Genomic DNA, 18,852 nt, shown 5'->3' on the forward strand with positions numbered 1-18,852 from the left:
CCTAGTGACGCAGGTCATAATGGGCTAGGAACGAGAACACGTTCTAAATTGCCGTCCCGCCCTCTTTCGCCGACCAGTCGGGTCAGGGCTTGCTAGTGGAGGTTCACCGTGAAGACAAAAGGCGCGCTGATCTGGGAGTTCAATCAGCCGTGGTCGGTCGAGGAAATCGAGATCGGCGAACCACGTAAGCACGAGGTCAAGATTCAGATGGAAGCGGCGGGCATGTGCCACTCCGACCACCATCTGGTGACCGGCGGCATCCCGATGGCGGGCTTTCCGGTGCTAGGGGGACACGAGGGTGCGGGCATCGTCACCGAAGTCGGGCCCGGCGTCGAGGACCTCGCCGAAGGCGACCATGTGGTGTTGTCGTTCATCCCGTCGTGCGGAAAATGTCAGTCCTGTCAGGCAGGGATGCGTAACCTGTGCGATCTGGGCGCCGGGCTGCTCAACGGCGCCGCGGTGTCCGACGGCACGTTCCGCATTCAGGCCCGCGGCCAGAACGTCTACCCGATGACGCTGCTGGGCACGTTCTCGCCCTACATGGTGGTGCACGAGAGCTCGGTGGTGAAGATCGACCCGTCGGTGCCGTTCGAGGTGGCCTGCCTGGTCGGCTGCGGTGTCACCACCGGCTACGGTTCGGCGACGCGGACCGCCGACATCCGCCCCGGGGACGACGTCGCGATCGTCGGTGTGGGCGGGGTCGGCATGGCGGCGCTGCAGGGCGCGGTCAACGCCGGCGCCCGCTACATCTTCGTCGTCGAGCCGGTGGAGTGGAAGCGTGACCAGGCACTCAAATTCGGTGCCACCCATGTGTATCCGGACATCGAGGCCGCGCTGATGGGCATCGCCGAGGTCACTTACGGTCTGATGGCCAAAAAAGTGATCGTCACCGTCGGCGAGCTCAAGGGCGCCGACATCGATAGCTATATCAACATCACCGCCAAGGGCGGCACCTGCGTGCTGACCGCCATCGGCAGCCTGCTGGACACCGACGTGACGCTGAACCTCGCGATGCTGACCCTGATGCAAAAGAACCTACAGGGCACCATCTTCGGTGGCGGAAACCCGCAGTACGACATTCCCCAGCTGCTGTCGATGTACAAAGCGGGCAAGCTCAACCTCGACGACATGATCACCCGGCAGTACAAGCTTGAGCAGATCAACGACGGCTATCAAGACATGTTGGACGGCAAGAACATTCGCGGCATCATCCGCTATACCGACGCCGACAGGTAGCGACCGTGACTCAACCGGTGCGGGTGTTCCAGGTAGCCTCCGGGAATGTCGGCAGCGAGATGATCAAACGGATCGCCCGCCATCCTGACCTGGAACTCATCGGGCTGCACTGCTATTCACCCGACAAAGTGGGCCGCGACGCCGGTGAGATCGCCGGTATCAGCCCGATCGGTGTGACGGCCACGGGGACGGTGGACGAGATCATCGCGGCCGGCCCGGACTGCGTGACCTTTCTCGGCGTGTGGCCCGACCTCGACCTGTACGAACGCGTCCTAGAAGCTGGCATCAATATCGTCACGACCGCGGACTGGGTCACGGGCCATCATCGCAACACCAATCACCGGCTACCCGACGGCCGAACCGAAGCCGAAGTGCTGCAGGCCGCCTGCCTTCGCGGGAACTCGACGTTCTACGGAACGGGCATGAATCCCGGGCTCGCGCAGATCCTGACGATCGTGCACAGCGCCGACGTCGCCGACATCGAGAACGTCACCTGCATCGAGTCCGTGGACGTCTCGTGTCACCACTCGGCTCCGACATGGGCCAACTGCGGATTCGGCCGCCCCGTCGACAATCCCGAAGTGCCGCGTTTGCTCGAGCTGGGCACCCGGGTGTTCGAAGACGGCGTGCGGATGATGGCCGACTGCCTCGATATCGCACTGGATGAAGTCACGTTCTCCTACCAGCTCGGTGCCTGCACGAAGGACGTCGACCTCGGCTGGTATTCCTTGCCCGCCGGCTCAGTGGGCGGTGCGGCGTTCCAGTACGTCGGCACCACCGGCGGGGTGCCGCGAGTGGAGCTGCGCCTGGAATGGCAGATGACACCACACACCAAGCCGCACTGGGATATTCAGGGCTGCTACATCACCAAGATCCAGGGCGATCCCTGCGTCTACAGCAAGCATCTGATCCTGCCCAAGCCGGGCACAGACTTCTCGACCCCGGAGTCGTTCGCGGCGATCGGGATGACCGTCACCGGTATGCCCGCACTCAACTCCATCCGCGCAGTGGTCGACGCGCCGCCGGGCATCGCCACCAGCGCCGACCTGCCGCTACGTGCGTTCGCCGGCCGTTTCGCCCTACCGCCGCAGTGAAAACGTTCCCACACCTGCTTCAGCCCGGACGGATCGGCACCATGTCGGTGCGCAACCGGCTGGTGATGTCCCCGATGGAAACGATGTACGGCACCCCGGACGGGCTGCCTTCGCAGCGCACCCGCGACTACTTTGCCGCCCGCGCCAAGGGTGGCGTCGGCCTGATTACCGTGGGCGCCACCGGGATCGACCATCGCCACCTCGAAACCCCTGGAAGCCTGCACTTGGGCACCGACGAATCGGTGCCCGCCCACCGGGCACTGGTGGAGGCGGTGCACGAGCACGGCGCCAAGATTCAACCGCAGATCGTGCACGCCGGCCCCGACAGCCTGGGCCCGGAGATGCACGGTGTCGCGGCACTGGGTCCGTCGGTGATTCCCTCGTATTTGACCGGCCGTCCGTCGGCGGAGATCACCAAAGAACAACTCACTGAGGTGTTCGACTTGTTCAAGGCCGCGGTGCGCCGCGCCGCGGAAGCCGGATACGACGGCATCGAGCTGCACGCCGCCCACGGCTACATGCTGCTGGGATCATTCCTTGCGCCGCAACGCAACCGGCGCACCGACGAGTATCGCGGCGATTCCATGCGGGGCCGGCTGCGCGTGGTGCTGGAGACGCTGGCTGCGGTCCGCTCCGAGATCGGCGACGCGCTGCCGATCACGTTGCGTATCTCCGGCTACGAACGGGTCGCCGGCGGCCGCCCGATCTACGAAACCGCGCAGGTGGCCCCACAGTTGGTAGCCGCGGGCGTGGACGCCTTCCACGTCAGCGGCGGCGTGATCGACCGGCTGGTCACCCGGATGGTCAACGGCGCCGACGACGGCGACGCGCTCAACGTCGGCGCCGCGGCCGCGGTCAAGGAGGTGGTCGACGTGCCGGTGATCGCCGTCGGCCGCATCCACGACCCCCAGCGGGCCGAACAAATCTTGGCCGACGGGCGCGCCGACTTCATCGCCATGGGCCGGCCGCTGCTCGCCGACGCCGAGCTCCCGCACAAACTGCTTGCCGGACAAGCACACCGGGTGCGCAAGTGCATCTCGTGTGAAAACTGCATCGACGCGATGGAGCTGCGCTTCTCCGTCGACTGCGCGGTCAACCCCCGCACCGGCAAGGAACGCGAACTGGCTGCGGGTCGCGCGGCACATCCCAAGCAAGTCGTGGTGATCGGCGGAGGCCCGGCCGGACTGGAAGCGGCTCGCGTCGCCGCCGAACGCGGACACCACGTCAAACTGTTCGAACGCCATCGCCAGTTGGGCGGCGCGTTGCGCTGGGCGTCGGTTCTGCACCCGGAGAACGAACCGTTCCTGCGCTACCTGCGCGACGAGATCGGCCGCAGCACCGCGGAGGTGCATGTGGACCAAGCTGTTTCGGCCGACGACGTCATCGCCCTGGACCCCGATGTCGTCGTGGTCGCTACCGGCGGGCGCATCGCCGTTCCCTCGATTTCCGGCGCCACACTCCCCCATGTGCATACCGGTCCCGGCCTGCGTGAATCGCTCGCTGGGCACGCTGACTCCGCGGATCCGGCATGGCAGCGGCTCAGTTCCCGGCTGCTGTCGGGATGGCGACAGCGGCTGGTACAACCCGCGGCGGTTCGATTGGCGACCCGGGCGTGGATGCCGCTGGGCCGGCGCGTCACGATCATCGGCGGTGACCTGGTCGCATTGGAATTGGCCGAGTTCCTCGCCAGCCGTGGCCGGTTCGTGTCGATTCTCGAGTCGGGCAAGGCCATCGCGCCGGAGGTTGGCAACAAGCGCAAGACCGAACACATGGATCGCCTGGACCGGCTCGGTGTCACCGTGCATGTCCGGGCAACGGTCGAGCAGATCACCACGGACAGTGTCATTTTCACCCCGTCCGGCGGCACAACCCGGCAATTGCCTGCCGACGGCGTCGTTCTCGCCGGAACGCCCGAACCCGACACTGAGCTCTTCGACACCCTGGTGGCCAGCATGCCCGACGCCGAGGTCCATGCCGCCGGAGACTGCAGCGGCCTCGGCCTGATTCGCAAAGCCACCGAAGACGGCGCCCGAATCGCGTGTGCCATCTAACAAGAAGGAGTGAAACCCATGTCGCAGGAAACCATTCAACAGTCGCCAGCTTTGACGGCGTCGCAGTCGTCGTGGCGGTGCGTGCAGGCCCATGACCGGGAGGGTTGGCTGGCGCTGATGGCCGACGACGTCGTGGTCGAAGACCCGATCGGCGAGGCACCCACCAACCCGGACGGCACCGGCGTGCGCGGCAAGGACGGCGTCGCTGCGTTCTACGACGCCAACATCGCCGCCAACCAGCTCACCATCACCTGCGAGGAGACTTTCCCGTCGAGTTCGCCCAACGAGATCGCTCATATCCTGGTGCTGCGCAGCAAGTTCGACAACGGCGTCACCAGCACCGTGCGCGGGGTGTTCACCTACCGGGTCAACGACGCCGGGCTGATCACCAATATGCGCGGCTACTGGAACCTCGACATGATGACCTTCGGCAAGGCCGAGTGACCTCAGCTGAGCCGCTACTAGCGGGCCGCGCCGCGGTGGTCGTCGGCGGGTCGCGCGGTATCGGGGCCGCCGTCGCCGTCCAGCTGGCGAGGCATGGTGCCGCGGTGGTGGTCAACGGCCGCGATCGCGAGGCCGCCGAGGAGACCGCCGCAGGCATCACTGCGGCTGGCCGTACCGCGGTGGCACACGCGGGCTCACCGTCCGATCAGCCGACCGCAGAATCGTTGATCGACAGGTGTATTGACGATTTCGGCGGAATCCACATTTTGGTGAACTGCGCCGGGATCGCCGAGCCGGTTGGCTCATCGATCCTCAATATCACCCCGGCCGATTTTCGTGAGCTGCTCGATGCGCACCTGGGCACGGTGTTCGCCACTTGCCGCGCGGCGGCACCGAGGATGGTCGAGCAGGGCGGCGGCAGCATCGTCAACACCGGATCGGTAGCGTTTCTGGGCGATTATGGCGGCAGCGGCTATCCCGCCGGCAAGGGTGCGGTCAACAGCCTGACGCTGGCGATCGCCGCCGAGCTCAAGGAGCACCGGGTCCGCGCCAATGTCGTATGCCCGGGCGCCAAGACCCGGCTGTCCAGCGGGCCGGATTACGAGGCCCACGTCAGAGAGCTGAACCGGCGCGGAATGCTGGATGACGCCAGCATGCACGCCTCTCTGGATGCCGCGCCACCGGAGTATGTAGCACCGATGTACGCGTATCTCGCCAGTGACCTCGCCGAGCACATAACCGGCGAAACCTTCGTCGCCGCAGGCGGATTCGTCGGGCAGCTCCCACGGCCGACTCCTGCCGTCATCGGCTACCGCGACCATCACGACTCGCCGCCGTGGTCCGTATCCGAGCTGGCCGAGTTGATGCGGCAGCGGGTCAGTGGTTGAGTGCCGTTCCGACACGACGGTCTCCACGCTTGACGCGTGATAGCGCAGCCCACCATGCTCAGGCGCATGGCCACTGTCTTCACCAAGATCATCAACCGGGAACTGCCGGGCAGGTTCGTGTACGAGGACGACGAGATCGCCGCTTTCCTGTCCATCGAGCCGATGACGCAAGGGCACACGTTGGTGGTGCCGCGCGCGGAGATCGATCAATGGCAAGACGTTGACCGCGAGGTGTTCGCCCGGGTGATGGCGGTGGCGCAGCTCATCGGTAAGGCGGTGTGCCGGGCATTCGACACACTGCGTGCCGGGTTGATTATTGCCGGGCTCGAGGTGCCTCATCTGCACGTGCACGTCTTTCCCACCCGCCATCTCAGCGACTTCGGTTTCGCCAATGTGGAGCGCAACCCGTCCCCGCAGTCCCTGGACGAGGCGCAAGCCAAGATCAAAGCGGCGCTGGCCGAATTGGGTGCAGCCTAGACAGGGTCTGCCACCTGGGCGGGCACGTCGGTGATTCGCGGCAGGCTGACATGGAAGCAGCAGCCCTGCCCCGGCGCTGTGGTCACGGTGACCTTGCCACCGTGGGCGTACACCAGCGAGTCGACGATCGATAGCCCGAGCCCGGTGCCGCCGCTGCTTCGAGTTCGAGACGAGTCGGTGCGATAGAAGCGCTCGAACACCCGCAGCGCATCCTGCTGGCTCATGCCGGGCCCCTTGTCGGCGACTTCGAGCACAGCGTTGTCTCCGTCTGTGCCGACCCGCACGGTGATGTCGGCGGTTTCCGGGGTGTGCTGCAGCGCGTTGGTCACCAGGTTGCTCAGCACCTGGCGCAGGCGCGCCTCATCGCCGAGCACTTCCGGTGTGCCAGGACCGTCGAGCACTTCCATGGCGATCCGGCGCTTGGGGGCGATCGACTGCGCGTCGTGCACGGCGTCGCTGGCCAGGGCAAGCAGGTCCACCCGGCGCCGTTCGAGCGGGCGTTGCGCATCCAGGCGCGCCAATAGCAGCAGATCCTCCACCAACAGGCCCATCCGGCGTGACTCGCTTTCGATCCGCGACATCAGCATCTCGACGTCGCGGGCGGCGCCCTGGCGATACAGCTCCGCGAAGCCGCGGATGGTGGTCAGCGGCGTGCGCAGTTCGTGGCTGGCGTCGGTGATGAAGCGTCGCATCCGGTCTTCGGACGTGCGGGCCTTTTCCGCCGAGGACTCGGAGGAGGCCACTGCCTGTTGAATTTGCGCGAGCATCCCGTTGAGCGCCAACGAAAGTCGGCCCACTTCGGTTCGCGGATCGCGTTCGGGCACACGGCGATCCAGCTGCCCGGCGGCGATCGCCGCGGCGGTTCGTTCCACTTCCAGTAGCGGCCGCAAGCTGCGGTGCACCACCGCGTAGCCGGCGATGCCGAGGACCAGCAGCACGGCCGCCCCGATGCCGACCTGCAGCCAGATCAGCGCGCGCAACGTGTGCTGCACATCGGAGAGGTCGAAGGCGACCGTGATCAAGCGGCCTTGCGGACCGCGCACCGACACCGCCCGCCACTGGACGTTGGAACCGTTGACGGAGCCCACCGTTACCGGCTCAGGCCCGACGTCGTCGTCGGCAGGCAGCGCAGGCTCGGCGTGGGAGTCGTTGATGGCCTGCCAACTGCGGCCGTCTCGGGCTAACACGCGGACGTAGAACTTCGACGGCGGGCGGTCGGCGTTGGGCCCCTCATAGGGCAACTGCGAAATCCGTCGGGGAGCCTGCACCCAGCTACGCGACGCGTCGAGCAAAGTCTGGTCGGCCCGGTTGAGCAGGCTGTGCCGCAAGATCGAGGTGACCGCGACCCCCGAAACCGCCAGCCCACACGCCACCAGCACAAGGGTGGCGGCCACCAGGCCGACCCTCAGCGGCAGTCCTCGTCGGTGAAATCTGCCCATCCCCGTATTCTTCGCCTCCCGCGCACTAGTCAGCCGCGAGAGTCGGCCCCATCCTTATCGGGGCTCCCGCAGCACATATCCCACCCCGCGAAGGGTATGGAGTAGCCGCTTTTCGCCGGTGTCGATCTTGCGGCGCAGATAGGAAACGTAGGACTCGACGACGTTGACGTCACCGCCGAAGTCGTAGCGCCAGACGTGGTCGAGGATTTTCGGTTTGCTCAACACTGTGCCGGCGTTGATCACGAAGTACCGCAGCAGGGTGAACTCGGTGGGAGACAACGACACCGGTTCGCCGGCCTTCCACACTTCGCGGGTGTCCTCGTCGAGTTCGATGTCGGCGAACTTCAGACGAGAGGTGCGCGGCTGGGTAGTTCCTTTGCCGGCGCGGCGCAAGATCACCCGCAGCCGCGCCACCACCTCTTCCAGGCTGAACGGCTTGGTGACGTAGTCGTCGCCGCCCAGGGTCAGGCCGGCGATCTTGTCCTGCAGCGAGTCGCGTGCGGTCAAAAACAGCGCCGGCGCGTCGATGCCGTCGGCGCGCAACCGTCGCAGCACCCCGAAGCCGTCCATTCCGGGCATCATCACGTCGAGGATCACCGCGTCGGGACGGACTTCGCGGGCGCGGTCGAGGGCCGCCGGGCCGTTGGTGGCGGTGTGGACCTCGAAGCCTTGGAACTTCAGGCTCACCGAGAGAAGTTCGACGATGTTGTCCTCGTCGTCGACGACAAGGACGCGTGCTTCCGGTGTGGTTTCCTGTGCGGCGCCCGATACCATGCCCTCAATTCCTTCGTACTTGATTGAGCTTAACCTCCAAACAAACTGTGTACTTGCTGTGAGTTTGGTGCCAGCGAGTTGTTTTGCTGGTGCCCACCGCCGGGGATGCTGCGCGAATACACTCAGGGGATGAACCTCGGCAAAAGCCTGGCCACACTCGCCACGGCACCGGCGCGAATCGGGTTGGCAGCGGCCGACGCCAGCCTCGACATAGCGGCCACAGGTGTCGGCCTGGCCAAACGAGTCATAGGCGAGGCCGGGGGGCAGCCAGCTTCGGTGGCCCACATGCTCGGTATCGACGACGCGATCCTGCGCGCCAACCGGATGGCCAGGTTGCTCGACGACGACGCCCCGCTTGGGCGGGCGTTGGCGCCTGACGGGCCGGTCGAGCGGCTATTGCGTCCCGGAGGTGTAGTCGACAGATTGACCGCGCCTGACGGTTTGCTTGACCGCTTGACGGCCGAGGGCGGTGCTTTGGAGCGCGCGCTGCAGCCGGGTGGGCTGGTCGATCAGCTGCTCGCCGACGACGGGCTGGTCGAGAGGTTACTGGGCGAGGACGGGGTGGCCGAGCGGTTGCTGGGTGAGGACGGGGTGGTCGACCGGCTGCTTGCCGAGGGCGGTGTCGTTGACAAGCTGACCGCCAAGCATGGACCACTCGAGCAGCTCGCCGACGTTGCCGACACGCTCAGCCGGCTGGCGCCGGGGATGGAGGCACTGGAACCGGCCATCGCCACCCTGCAGGACGCCGTCATCTCGCTGACCATGGTGGTCAACCCGCTGAGCAATATCGCCGAGCGCATCCCGTTTCCCGGACGCCGGCCGACGCGCCGCTCGGCACCGCAGACCGTCCGTTCGCGGCGGATCATCGAGCACGACGAGTAAGCCGCTACGCTAGCTGTCGTCGGTAAAGCGACCTGTTGCTGTTTGGCATGCTTTGCTGCACAAACTTTTGGCCGACGGCCGCCGGAATCGACTCCGAACCCGAGACAGGTCGTTGACACAAGACGACGCTATCGGTGAGTGCCGACAGGAATGGAGCCGCGTGAGAGACTCGAACTCTCGACATTCGCCTTACAAGGGCGATGCTCTACCAACTGAGCTAACGCGGCCTAGGCCGGCTCGATGAGCCGTGACGATTCTACGACGGGGTGATGCGGCGCCGGAGATGCGCGCCGACTCGAGCCGTCGCAGGTGCGAGCCGGCGCCGTCGGTGTCCGGTCAGCCGGAAGCAGAAGGCACCTTGGTAAGCGAGCGGTCGTCAGTCAAGAGGTGCAGCCCATCCGGCGGATAATCGGAATGCATTGCGCCGGTGCCGAACACACGTCGAATCGGCTGTGCTGGCCACAATTGGCGACATTCTCCGCGACGGGTCCAGATCGGACTCGAACAGTCGGCGCCAGTGTTATCGCGGCGCTTCGTGTACCCCAGTGTGCACCACCTGCGAATTGGGCTAGCTGAGATCGCCAGCGAGGGGGCGGCGGCCGACCCAACGTTGTACTCTCAGATCTCCCGCCAGTAGGCAGCGGACTTGGCTAGGGTAATTCGTGACTGCGCTGTCAGACATGTTTCGACCTACGGTTCGAATGATTGATGGCATTCGTGTTGTCGGGAAATAAGCTATCGCTCCGCAGCGCAAGCGCTGAAAGTCGCTTCCAAGCGCCGCACGAATACGCAGGCGCTGTGATACTGGGAAAGAACGTCAAGTGCGGACTTATCCATTGCGGCGGCGGCATAATCCCCATGGACCAGGCTATTCCGCGCATTTCCTAGATCCAAGAAATCTCTAATCGACTGCCTAAGTTCGGGATCAGCGTCAACTATCTCTTTCATACGTTTTTTGAAGTTTTCGCCGAACAGACTGAAGAATTGGTTGGCATTCTTGCCATCCCATTGAAAAAATGTATGATACTGTCGCTCAATCGCTTTGTTACGCAGGAAGTTCACAACTTCCTCGGAATCGCCAGCGGTTTTCCTTACAAAAGCGATGACGGCGGCCTTTATTTGCTCTTCAAGATTACTGGCAGCCGCGAGCAGCATGACTTTCGGAAAAGTCGATTCGAGAGTCGTTGAATACGATAGCTCTCCTGCGTTCTGCAAATGCGCAACTATGGCTGCGTGATCGTCGAAAACTGCCTGGACGATGTCGGGATCCGGCGCGCAAGCGGTCACGATGTCAGGGTCCCGTAAGCAGCGCGGTACCTTCCTTTCACATTTTCGGTGTCCGTGGTCCGCTCCTGCGAGTGCCTTATATAGTCCTGGCTTTCGCGAATCGCCATTATTGCGTCGGCGTCGAGCCGTGTGAGCTTGCCCGCCGCCCGGGCGCGTACAGCGGCCGCGAAAACTGACTCAAACAAATTCACTAGAAACTTTTGTTGTCTCGTGAGCCAGACGCTCCGCGGTACAGTGCTTACTTCGGATAGAAACCAGTCGAGATTTTCCCAGAACTCAGCGATTCCTTCGGGTTTCTCTTGCTGAGCAGCTTTCGAGAATCGGTTGAGAAACTTCACCATCGAAGGGGCGTACGTGTCGACATTCCGCGCCATCGCGAAAGCGCGGAGCATCACTTCTATATCCCGCATGTGCAAGTCGGGATGTTCTTGACCAATCAATTCGCGCCACCGACGGTCCATATTCCATTGGTACAAGCTGTCATAAAATTTGGAGTGGAACAGGCTGGATCGTATTTCTTGTGGGGTGAGGTTGACACCGCCGGTATTCAAGCGGTTAAACATTTCGTAGATCGAAGATGCATCGCCACTGGGTCGCAATTGCTTCACTATCATGTTTCGGATAGTGCGCATTTCAAATTGCATCTTGTAATCGCCAAGCGTCTGGTAGTTTAGCCGACTGAATTTATTCACGACGCCTTGACCACTCTCTGGCAGTTGTAGATTGAAGGGCTCGAAATATGCGTCGTCGTGCAAAATATTGTCGGGAATTTCACCGTATTGATCGAAGACAGCCCGAAGCTCAGAACGTTTATCCCGCCGCGGAAATCGTCCAGACATAAAGTAATAGACAGTCATTAACCGTTGTTGGCCATCTATTACAAGGAATTTGTTCCGATCCTCCTCATAGAGGAAGACTTGGGGTACCGGCAGGCCAATAATTAGCGATTCGATCAGCCTTGATGCGCGCTTCTTATCCCAAACATAGTTACGTTGAAAACCGGGAATAATCACTGAGCCGGATTTGACGAAATTATAAATGGTAAGGACATTGAAATCATTGGGGGACGTCGTCAGGTCATACTCGTCTATTTGCGCGTCTTCGGAGTCAGCGTCTATTTGACGCCACTCTTCCTTCATCGCACCGGAACCGTTCGAGTGATCCAGAGCTTCCACCACGATCTTTGTCCCCTCTCCCTGCAGAAAGATCCTCCCAGAGAAAAGCTAGCGCACCGTCGCATGGACACTGGTTGCCCGTGCCTTCGACCTCGTCGAGCGCAGGCCCGGCGCTCCTTCCGCCAAGCACGGGAACCAGACACAACCCTGTGGTGCGGCTTTCCGCTGAAAGACATCCCGCCAGAGCGATTGTCAGCCATTCCCGACGAGTATCGGTACAGGCCAACCGTCGAGTACCCCGTCCGCGAAGCGCGCCGGCACTCAAGACGAGCGCCTCGTCAATGAGCCTCTCCGCGATGCAGATCCATTCTGAGCCACCTGCTTAACAGAAATCGAGGCGACTTTTGGATCGAGACGCTTTGGAAGCGCCCCGTCCGCAGATTTACCGACCCGACGGCTACGCACTCCGGTCTTTGCGCTGGGCACCGAAGTAGTCGGCCCACGAGACCACCTCCGGGTGCTGCTTGAGCAGCGAGCGGCGCTGACGCTCGGTCAGCCCGCCCCAGACACCGAACTCGATCCGGTTGTCCAGCGCCTCGGCGGCGCACTGGAGGTTCACCGGACACTGACGGCAGATCACCGCGGCTTTGCGCTGAGCAGCACCGCGCACGAACAACTCGTCGGGGTCGCTGAAACGGCAGCGGGCCCTGGACACCCAGGCAGTTCGAGGTTCAGCCTCCGAGTCGTGGATCAAGGTGCGAGCCGGGCGCTCCGGTGCGTACATCACGACGCCGCTTTCGCGTACAGCTGGGCGACCAGACTCACCCATTGCCTGGCTTCTTTCCGGCTACCCAACGGAAGAGGGTCGGGACAAAAGGCAATCCCGGCGGCGGCGGCCAGCAATGGGGTCACATAGAGCAACCAATACGGCCGCTCAGGTGGTTGAAACGCCCCTGCGATCTCCACATCCGACACGTCAACGGCACTTATCCGCGGATGGCCCGGACCGTCCTCATCCTCGACGATCGAGTAGCTGTGGTTCATTGCGCCTGACGTAAGGCAATCGACGGTCGCCACTAATTGGGTCGGGATTTCCTGTGTCGACAGCCCCGCGGTCGGATCGGAGGGCTGTTGTAGTAAGACCATCGCTCCTCCCCTGTCGCTAACCATTACGGTCGCTTTCGTTTACTTGTCCGACCTAGTTTTTCAAGTTGCGGTTACTGAGGAATCGGGGGTTTCCCTAAGGGTTGGCCCCGGCTCTCAATCCCGCGCAAGCCGCATGATGTGAGCCGCCACGTCGGAGCTAAGCCGTTCGAGGGGAATACCAGCGCGCCGGCAAACCTGGACGACAATGTCTGGCGACGGTGCAGCAAAGACGCCGTAGATGACCTCGTCGGTAGGCACCGCCAGTGTCACAAGCAATTCCACCAGCGAGCCCTCCACACGCATGGTGGCTGCGACGGCATCGAGTTTGGCGACAGTGTCGTCCAGCGGATGATGGGTGACCTCCGGCCGATACCACTCCGCGAGATAACACGCGACCGGCGGCGCTGCGCTGCCCACCCAGCGGACATTAGTGGGCCGAGGCGCCTGGCGAATCGGGGATTTCCCTAACGTTGCGTTGCTTTATCCACTGGCCGAGTTCTGCGCGGGAGCGGATGCCGAGTTTGCGGTAGACGCGCGACAGGTTGTGTTCAACGGTTTTGGGACTGATGAACAAAGCGGCTGCGACATCGCGGTTGGTCATGCCGGAGGCCGCGAGTTCGGCCACCCGCTGCTCGGTGGGTGTCAGCCCAGGGTCGCGGGCGTGGCTGACTTTGGTGCGTGCGAGCTCCGCGCGGGCACGTTCGCCCCACAACGGGGTGCCCATGGCTTCGAATGCGCTCAACGCCTCGTGCAGGGTCGCCGCGGCGGCCTCTTTCCTGCGCCGGCGACGCTGGAGTTGGCCGAGCAGCAACTGGGTGCGGGCCCGTTCGAACGGCATCGGCAGCCGTTGGTGCTCGGTCATCGCTTGCTGGGCAATCTGTTCGGCGGCGACGACATCACCACGGGCAGCCAACGACATACTGCGGCAGCGCGCACCGACAGCCAGCATCCAGGCACGGTCGAGCCGACGACCATTACGTTCCAGCGCCTCGATCAGCGGCTCGGCATCGTCAAACTTTCCGAGCGCGATCATCGCCTCGACCGCGTCCGGGATGTACCAGGCGCTGAGGATCTCGGTGCCGGGAATGGTGATGAAGACCGACAAGACCGGCTGCAAGGTGGTCAGCGCTTCGGCGTAGCGACCAAGCGAAACCTCAAGGAACGCCAACGCCATGGCGGGCCAGTAACCGGGCAGCCGGGGCGAGCCGCCTCGCTGGGCGGTCAAGGCTGCACGAGCGTCGGCGCGAGCGTCGCGCTCACGCCCGGTGTAGGCGGCGACTGCCGCCCGCACGCTCAACGGAATCACGAGCACGTGGTCACCGCCAAGTTGCTCGGCTCGCTCCACGGCGTCGTCGGCAGCTTTTGCCGCGTCGCCGAAGCGCCCCTGCCATATGTCGGCCCATACGCTGTATCCGGCAATGGCCACGATGTCGCCCTCGGCGCCGCGTTCGACGCAGTGCTGCCGTATGGCACGCATCTGGGCGGCGGCTTCTTCTAGCCGACCCGTGCAGGCCAGTATCAGCGCATTAATCGCGCTGGCGCGGAATGGAATCGGCACGTCAATGTGAGGATCTTCCAGTTCCAGCGCGCGCCGTAGCGCGGCTTCGTCGAACCCTTGGCCGTACGTGAAGCTCGCGCGCACCCACATCGCGAGCGCCTGACTGGTCAGCGTCGAAATATCCAATCCCTCGGCAACTGTCACCGCTTGCCGCGCGTGTTGCAGTGATTCGCCGTACTCGTTGGAATTGAGTTGGACAAACGACAACATCAGCAGAGTCTGTACCAGCACCACAGGATTGCTTTTGGCGTCGTCGAGCGCAGCCTCGAGTCGATCAGCGGCCTGCAGGAAACTATTGTCGTACATCCGCATTCCGGCAAGTAGATCGAAGGCGATCGCCCGAAGCGGACCCGGCTCCATCGCATCGATGGTCGGTGCGAGCACCGCTTGGGCTCGCTCGGTATCACCGGCCTGGAAACGGTGCTGGGCCGCCCGGATGCGACGCGATGACGTGTCACCACCGAGCCGGATGGCCAGCTCGATCAACTCTGCCGCGGCTGCGGGTGCTCCCCGCGCCAGCGCTGCATCGGCGGCTTCGTCAAGAGCCCGAAGCGTTTCCGGATCCGCACGGGTGGTTGCTAGCCCGAGGTGCCTGGCTCTCAGCTCGGGCAGGGTCACCACGTCGGCTAGCGCCCGATGCATTCTGCGGCGGCGGGCTGGACCAGCGTCGGTGTACACACTCCTCGCCAACAACGGGTGAGAAAAGTGCACCCGATTGCCGTCAATCCTGATGATGTCGTGACTTTCGGGCTCTTCGAGTAACTCGACCGTCCGCTCGACACCTGCGCCGGTGGCCCGCGCCAGCAAGTCCACCGTCGGCTCGGCCGTACAGGCTGCAGCCAGCAACACGTCTCGGGCATCTTCTTCCAGGCGTCCGATCCGGGCACGCACCAGTCCGGCCAATGTGGCGGGCAACGCCGCGTCAGACTCCGGCGACCGGTTGCCTATCGCACGCGCCAGTTCTAGTGCGTAAAACGGGTTGCCCCCGGATAACTCCGCGATGCGCACCATCGTGGGCCGCGGAAACGACCGACCTAGCTTCTCCAGGAACAGCGTGTGTAGTCCGCCAAGCGTCAACGGACGCACACGGATTCGCTCGACCCCGTTCGGTTTGTTCAGCTGCAGCCACGATGCGTTTTCGATGTCCGACTCGATCCGCTCGGTCAGCAACGCCCCAACCGGTCCTCGCAGCCGCCGTATGGCGAAGGCGACCACGTTTTTGCTCGACGAATCCAGCCACTGCACATCGTCGATGGCTATCAGCACCGGGGTTGCTGCCGCGAGGCCCTCGACCACGTTCAAGAAGGCCGCCGCCACCACCCGCTGGTCGGTGGCAGGGCCATCACCGTTGGACCGCAATAGAACCCGCTCCAGCGCGATGCGCTGCACATCGGGAAGTGCTGTCAAAAGAGCTGATTCGACGTCGCTCAGCAGATCGGCTACCGCTGCGTAGGCCAATATCGACTCCACCTGGCCTGCCGCGGCTGAGAGCACCCGAAACCCGCGCTCACGGGCCCGCTCGATCGCGGCGAGCCACAGCGTCGTCTTGCCGATGCCGGCCTCACCGTCAATGACCAAAACCGACGGCTGCGCCGCCGCTGCAATCAGGAAATCGGCTACCGCCCGGTTCTCGACCGACCGGTTCCCCGCGCCTTCGGCCACGACGCCAATCATCGCAGGCGCGTCAACGCACACGTCACTTCATGGGCCGCTTCGGCTATCGCCGCCACCATTTGGACGGTGCGTCGGTATTCCTTGGACAGATGCCAAATAGCCGTTGGTGACTCAGATGTAGTAGGTCTCGTGCCCGGTCGGATAGCCGCCGCCGTCGGTGGCGATATGAACGTGGTCGTAGTGGTTGGCGGTTTCCGAGCCGGAGTCCGGTGTCCAATTCGGCGCACCGATCCCCGGGTAGAAGGCCTGCCTCCAGATCACGTGGATCACTCCCCAGCGTTTCGCATTCGCCAAGGCAAGGCCAGCGATCTGGTTACCCAGCTCAATCCCGTCGGGGCTGTGGAAGTTCGGGATCATCACATCGATCGCCAACCCGTTGGGGTGCCACGGCAAGGGATCTTGCCGGTACCCGCCGATGGTCGTGATCTGGGGAAACAGCACGCTAATTGCACGCGCCACGCGAATAGTGTGGACCTGTAACCCCTGCTCCGGCGCAATGCCGGCTGGTAAGGCAAACAGGAACTGCTGGGCGGTGGTTGGCGCACTTGCTGCCAGCATTTCTCTCTCCGCGGCAGTGGCGATGTGCGGCGCGCCGGCCGGCACAGGTTTCGGATCTTTCGGCGTTGTTGCCGGGATTCCAGCCGCGCTGGTTGGCGCAGCCGCCTGGCCCGGCGGGATGGCAACGCAGCAAGGATGCTTCGCGCCTTGAGCGATGAAAATGGTGGCCGAGACAGCAAGGGAGGCCGCGAATGCCAACCAGCGCCCTCGGCCGTTGGCTAGCAGGTCTCTGCTCACGGACAGCACCTTACTGTCGTGTTCGAATCGGTGTGGCCGTTTTAGCGAGCTCTTAGTTGCAGGTAGACGACACTTTCGGCGTCGAAGCCAAGTGTCTTGACGCATTGCGATCACGCTGGCTACCGACGGTCCAAATCCCACTGCCCGAAATCGGTCGCCAGGACGTCGTCAACATCCACGTGGGTGCCGCCCAGCAACGGGCCAGGGCTCGACGGGGTGTTGACCACCGACTGGTAAAGCACCGCGGCCGGTTCGCGCTCACCATGAGACCATGCGGTCGTCTGCCATGCCCACGAATGTCCCGCAGTGGTCGAGCGGCCCACGACGCCGTCTTTGATCGCCCACCCACATACCCGGGAATGCCCATAGATGCCGGTGCGTCCCACACCGATTACCGAGTTGATCCCCCGAAACCATTCGGCGCCAATGCTTTTCCAGGTGTTGGAGTCGATATCCTCGTCAATGCTGAAGAAGATCGGTGCTGAATCACCACCGCCGGCTGCAGCGTGCAGCCCTTGCGCGGTCTGTGCGTCTGCCACCCCGCCTTGGTATCCGCGGGTGTAGTCCGACGGGTCAGGCCAACCGGGCTTGCCGTATTGGTAATTGCTGACGATGTGAAGTCCCGCTGCGCGCAGCGCGTCCGCGTATTGGCGGGTGACGGGTTTGAAGTCGAAGTTCGCCCCGGGCCGCGACTCAGCCACATAGACCACTGCCCCGTCGTAGCCCGCCGCTTTGATCTGATCCGCGGGCACCAAGTGCTCGGTGAAGTCGATCAATTTACCGTTGGCGGCTGCCGCCTTGTGTCCGTCGAGTGTCGCGGCCAGCGTGCCTACGCCAAGCAAAACTGGTGCGGCCGAGGCATATTTGAGGACCTCGCGTCGGGAAACGGATCGCTGTCCGCCGCGTCCAAATGGCGCGGTCGAATCGTGCACCGCGCGATGGTAACAAAATGAGGCTTGGTGCAACCGCACGTCATCGAGAAAAGGAGTGAGCCGATGGATGAACAGCGGCCACCGTTTCCGCCCTTCGACCTACACAGCGCCACCGAGAAAGTCCAAGCCGCAGAAGACGCCTGGAATACCCGCGACCCCCACAAGGTCAGCCTGGCCTACACCCGCGACAGCGTGTGGCGTAACCGGGACGTGTTCGTCACCGGCCGTGACCAGATCGTCGAATTCCTCACCGCCAAGTGGCAACGAGAACTCGACTACGCGCTACGCAAAAGCCTGTGGGACTTCCGCGGCAACCGCATCGCGGTGCGATTCCAGTACGAATGTCACGACGCCACCGACCAGTGGTGGCGCAGCTACGGCAACGAACTGTGGGAGTTCGACGACAACGGGTTGATGCTCCGCCGCGAAGCCAGCATCAACGACGTTCCCATCGAGGAGTCGGAGCGCCGCTACTTCGGCCCTCGCCCCGCCGACGAACGCGGACCCGGGTACGACATCCCGCTGCGCTGACCTCGTTCCGTCCGGGCCGATAATGTGAACGCATGATGCGCGGCAGCCGGCGCTGGACTCCATTGGCATTAGCCACGACGGGCTTCGCCTGCTATAGCGCCGTGATGCTGGTGCTGGAGCGGCGCATGCGCCGCACCGGTGGGCCCGGCATCATCCCGTTCGAGTTGGCAGGCAACGCGCAGCGCGCCGAGCGGATCATGTCCGCCTGGGGCGAGGACGGGCGGCGCGCCGCCCGGTGGTCGTTGTGGCTCGACTTCGGCTACATGCTGACCTACGGCGCGATGACGGCGCTGCTGGTCGACGGTGCACGTCGCCGACGCGCCCACAGCGCCGCACTACCCCTGCTGGTTGTCCCGGCCGTTGCCGCAGATGCGGTCGAGGGCGTGTCGTTGCTTAACGTCCTCTCGGAGTCCGCTGTCGCGGATAACGCGCGTCGGGCCAAAGCTGCCGCCCTGGTCAAATTCGGCGTCCTCATCGGCACGCTGGGTTACGTACTCGCTGGCTGGTTGGCACCGGGTTATTGACGCTGC

General features: G+C 63.7%; 19 protein-coding genes and 1 tRNA gene. 9 read left to right on the forward strand and 11 right to left on the reverse strand.

What is annotated here, in order from left to right:
• Positions 1 to 108 precede the first annotated feature (108 nt).
• The 6 genes from G6N15_RS05595 (at position 109) to G6N15_RS05620 (ending at position 6,189) form a co-directional block, all read left to right on the forward strand.
• Positions 109 to 1,236, forward strand: a complete 1,128-nt coding sequence (locus tag G6N15_RS05595; RefSeq protein ID WP_083085354.1) for an NDMA-dependent alcohol dehydrogenase — start codon at positions 109 to 111, stop codon at positions 1,234 to 1,236.
• Between the two features lie 59 nt (positions 1,237 to 1,295).
• Positions 1,296 to 2,330 carry an NAD(P)H-dependent amine dehydrogenase family protein gene (locus G6N15_RS05600; RefSeq protein WP_179961813.1) on the forward strand — a complete coding sequence of 345 codons (1,035 nt, stop codon included), beginning with the start codon at positions 1,296 to 1,298 and terminating at the stop codon, positions 2,328 to 2,330.
• Positions 2,327 to 4,381: an oxidoreductase gene (locus G6N15_RS05605; RefSeq protein ID WP_139797701.1), complete on the forward strand. Its 2,055-nt coding sequence runs from the start codon at positions 2,327 to 2,329 to the stop codon at positions 4,379 to 4,381. The genes G6N15_RS05600 and G6N15_RS05605 overlap by 4 nt, the downstream gene beginning before the upstream one ends.
• An 18-nt stretch (positions 4,382 to 4,399) precedes the next feature.
• The gene (locus G6N15_RS05610; protein WP_083085356.1) at positions 4,400 to 4,825 is read left to right on the forward strand and encodes a nuclear transport factor 2 family protein; all 426 of its coding nucleotides are present in this window, start codon (positions 4,400 to 4,402) and stop codon (positions 4,823 to 4,825) included.
• 35 nt (positions 4,826 to 4,860) lie between these two features.
• A complete protein-coding gene (locus G6N15_RS05615; RefSeq protein WP_083085578.1) occupies positions 4,861 to 5,712 on the forward strand; it encodes an SDR family NAD(P)-dependent oxidoreductase in 852 nt (283 codons plus the stop codon).
• 66 nt (positions 5,713 to 5,778) lie between these two features.
• Positions 5,779 to 6,189 (forward strand): HIT family protein, encoded by a 411-nt coding sequence (locus G6N15_RS05620; protein ID WP_083085357.1) that lies wholly within the window; start codon positions 5,779 to 5,781, stop codon positions 6,187 to 6,189.
• Here the strand turns inward: G6N15_RS05620 and G6N15_RS05625 are convergent.
• Positions 6,186 to 7,628 carry a sensor histidine kinase gene (locus G6N15_RS05625; protein ID WP_083085358.1) on the reverse strand — a complete coding sequence of 481 codons (1,443 nt, stop codon included), beginning with the start codon at positions 7,626 to 7,628 and terminating at the stop codon, positions 6,186 to 6,188. The genes G6N15_RS05620 and G6N15_RS05625 overlap by 4 nt on opposite strands.
• A 54-nt stretch (positions 7,629 to 7,682) precedes the next feature.
• Positions 7,683 to 8,402, reverse strand: a complete 720-nt coding sequence (locus G6N15_RS05630) for a response regulator transcription factor (RefSeq protein ID WP_083085359.1) — start codon at positions 8,400 to 8,402, stop codon at positions 7,683 to 7,685.
• Between the two features lie 129 nt (positions 8,403 to 8,531).
• On the opposite strand from G6N15_RS05630, the gene G6N15_RS05635 reads away from it, so the two are divergent.
• The gene (locus tag G6N15_RS05635) at positions 8,532 to 9,284 is read left to right on the forward strand and encodes a hypothetical protein (RefSeq protein WP_083085581.1); all 753 of its coding nucleotides are present in this window, start codon (positions 8,532 to 8,534) and stop codon (positions 9,282 to 9,284) included.
• Between the two features lie 151 nt (positions 9,285 to 9,435).
• Here G6N15_RS05635 and G6N15_RS05640 read toward each other — a convergent pair.
• From G6N15_RS05640 to G6N15_RS05680, 9 genes are all read right to left on the reverse strand, one after another.
• A tRNA-Thr gene (locus G6N15_RS05640) sits at positions 9,436 to 9,511 on the reverse strand.
• A gap of 508 nt (positions 9,512 to 10,019) precedes the next feature.
• Positions 10,020 to 10,571: a HEPN domain-containing protein gene (locus G6N15_RS05645; protein ID WP_139797702.1), complete on the reverse strand. Its 552-nt coding sequence runs from the start codon at positions 10,569 to 10,571 to the stop codon at positions 10,020 to 10,022.
• Positions 10,568 to 11,749 (reverse strand): DUF262 domain-containing protein, encoded by a 1,182-nt coding sequence (locus G6N15_RS05650; RefSeq protein ID WP_197910680.1) that lies wholly within the window; start codon positions 11,747 to 11,749, stop codon positions 10,568 to 10,570. Before G6N15_RS05650 ends, G6N15_RS05645 begins: the two co-directional genes overlap by 4 nt.
• Positions 11,750 to 12,143: 394 nt before the next feature.
• A complete protein-coding gene (locus tag G6N15_RS05655; protein WP_139797710.1) occupies positions 12,144 to 12,470 on the reverse strand; it encodes a WhiB family transcriptional regulator in 327 nt (108 codons plus the stop codon).
• Entirely contained in the window at positions 12,470 to 12,730 is a 261-nt protein-coding gene (locus G6N15_RS05660; RefSeq protein WP_139797703.1) for a hypothetical protein, read from the reverse strand. The genes G6N15_RS05655 and G6N15_RS05660 overlap by 1 nt, the downstream gene beginning before the upstream one ends.
• 216 nt (positions 12,731 to 12,946) lie before the next feature.
• On the reverse strand, positions 12,947 to 13,249 hold the full coding sequence (locus G6N15_RS05665; RefSeq protein WP_083085372.1) for a hypothetical protein: 303 nt from the start codon (positions 13,247 to 13,249) through the stop codon (positions 12,947 to 12,949).
• A 10-nt stretch (positions 13,250 to 13,259) separates the two neighbouring features.
• Entirely contained in the window at positions 13,260 to 16,064 is a 2,805-nt protein-coding gene (locus G6N15_RS05670) for a helix-turn-helix transcriptional regulator (RefSeq protein ID WP_083085373.1), read from the reverse strand.
• 111 nt (positions 16,065 to 16,175) lie between these two features.
• A complete protein-coding gene (locus tag G6N15_RS05675; protein ID WP_139797704.1) occupies positions 16,176 to 16,868 on the reverse strand; it encodes a glycoside hydrolase in 693 nt (230 codons plus the stop codon).
• A gap of 110 nt (positions 16,869 to 16,978) precedes the next feature.
• Positions 16,979 to 17,791 (reverse strand): DUF1906 domain-containing protein, encoded by an 813-nt coding sequence (locus tag G6N15_RS05680; protein ID WP_083085583.1) that lies wholly within the window; start codon positions 17,789 to 17,791, stop codon positions 16,979 to 16,981.
• Between the two features lie 63 nt (positions 17,792 to 17,854).
• Here G6N15_RS05680 and G6N15_RS05685 point away from each other — a divergent pair, with 63 nt between their 5' ends.
• A complete protein-coding gene (locus G6N15_RS05685; protein WP_083085374.1) occupies positions 17,855 to 18,322 on the forward strand; it encodes a nuclear transport factor 2 family protein in 468 nt (155 codons plus the stop codon).
• Between the two features lie 32 nt (positions 18,323 to 18,354).
• On the forward strand, positions 18,355 to 18,846 hold the full coding sequence (locus tag G6N15_RS05690) for a hypothetical protein (protein WP_083085375.1): 492 nt from the start codon (positions 18,355 to 18,357) through the stop codon (positions 18,844 to 18,846).
• Positions 18,847 to 18,852 lie beyond the last annotated feature (6 nt).

It is taken from the genome of Mycobacterium noviomagense, assembly GCF_010731635.1.
Classification (GTDB): Bacteria; Actinomycetota; Actinomycetes; order Mycobacteriales; family Mycobacteriaceae; genus Mycobacterium; species Mycobacterium noviomagense.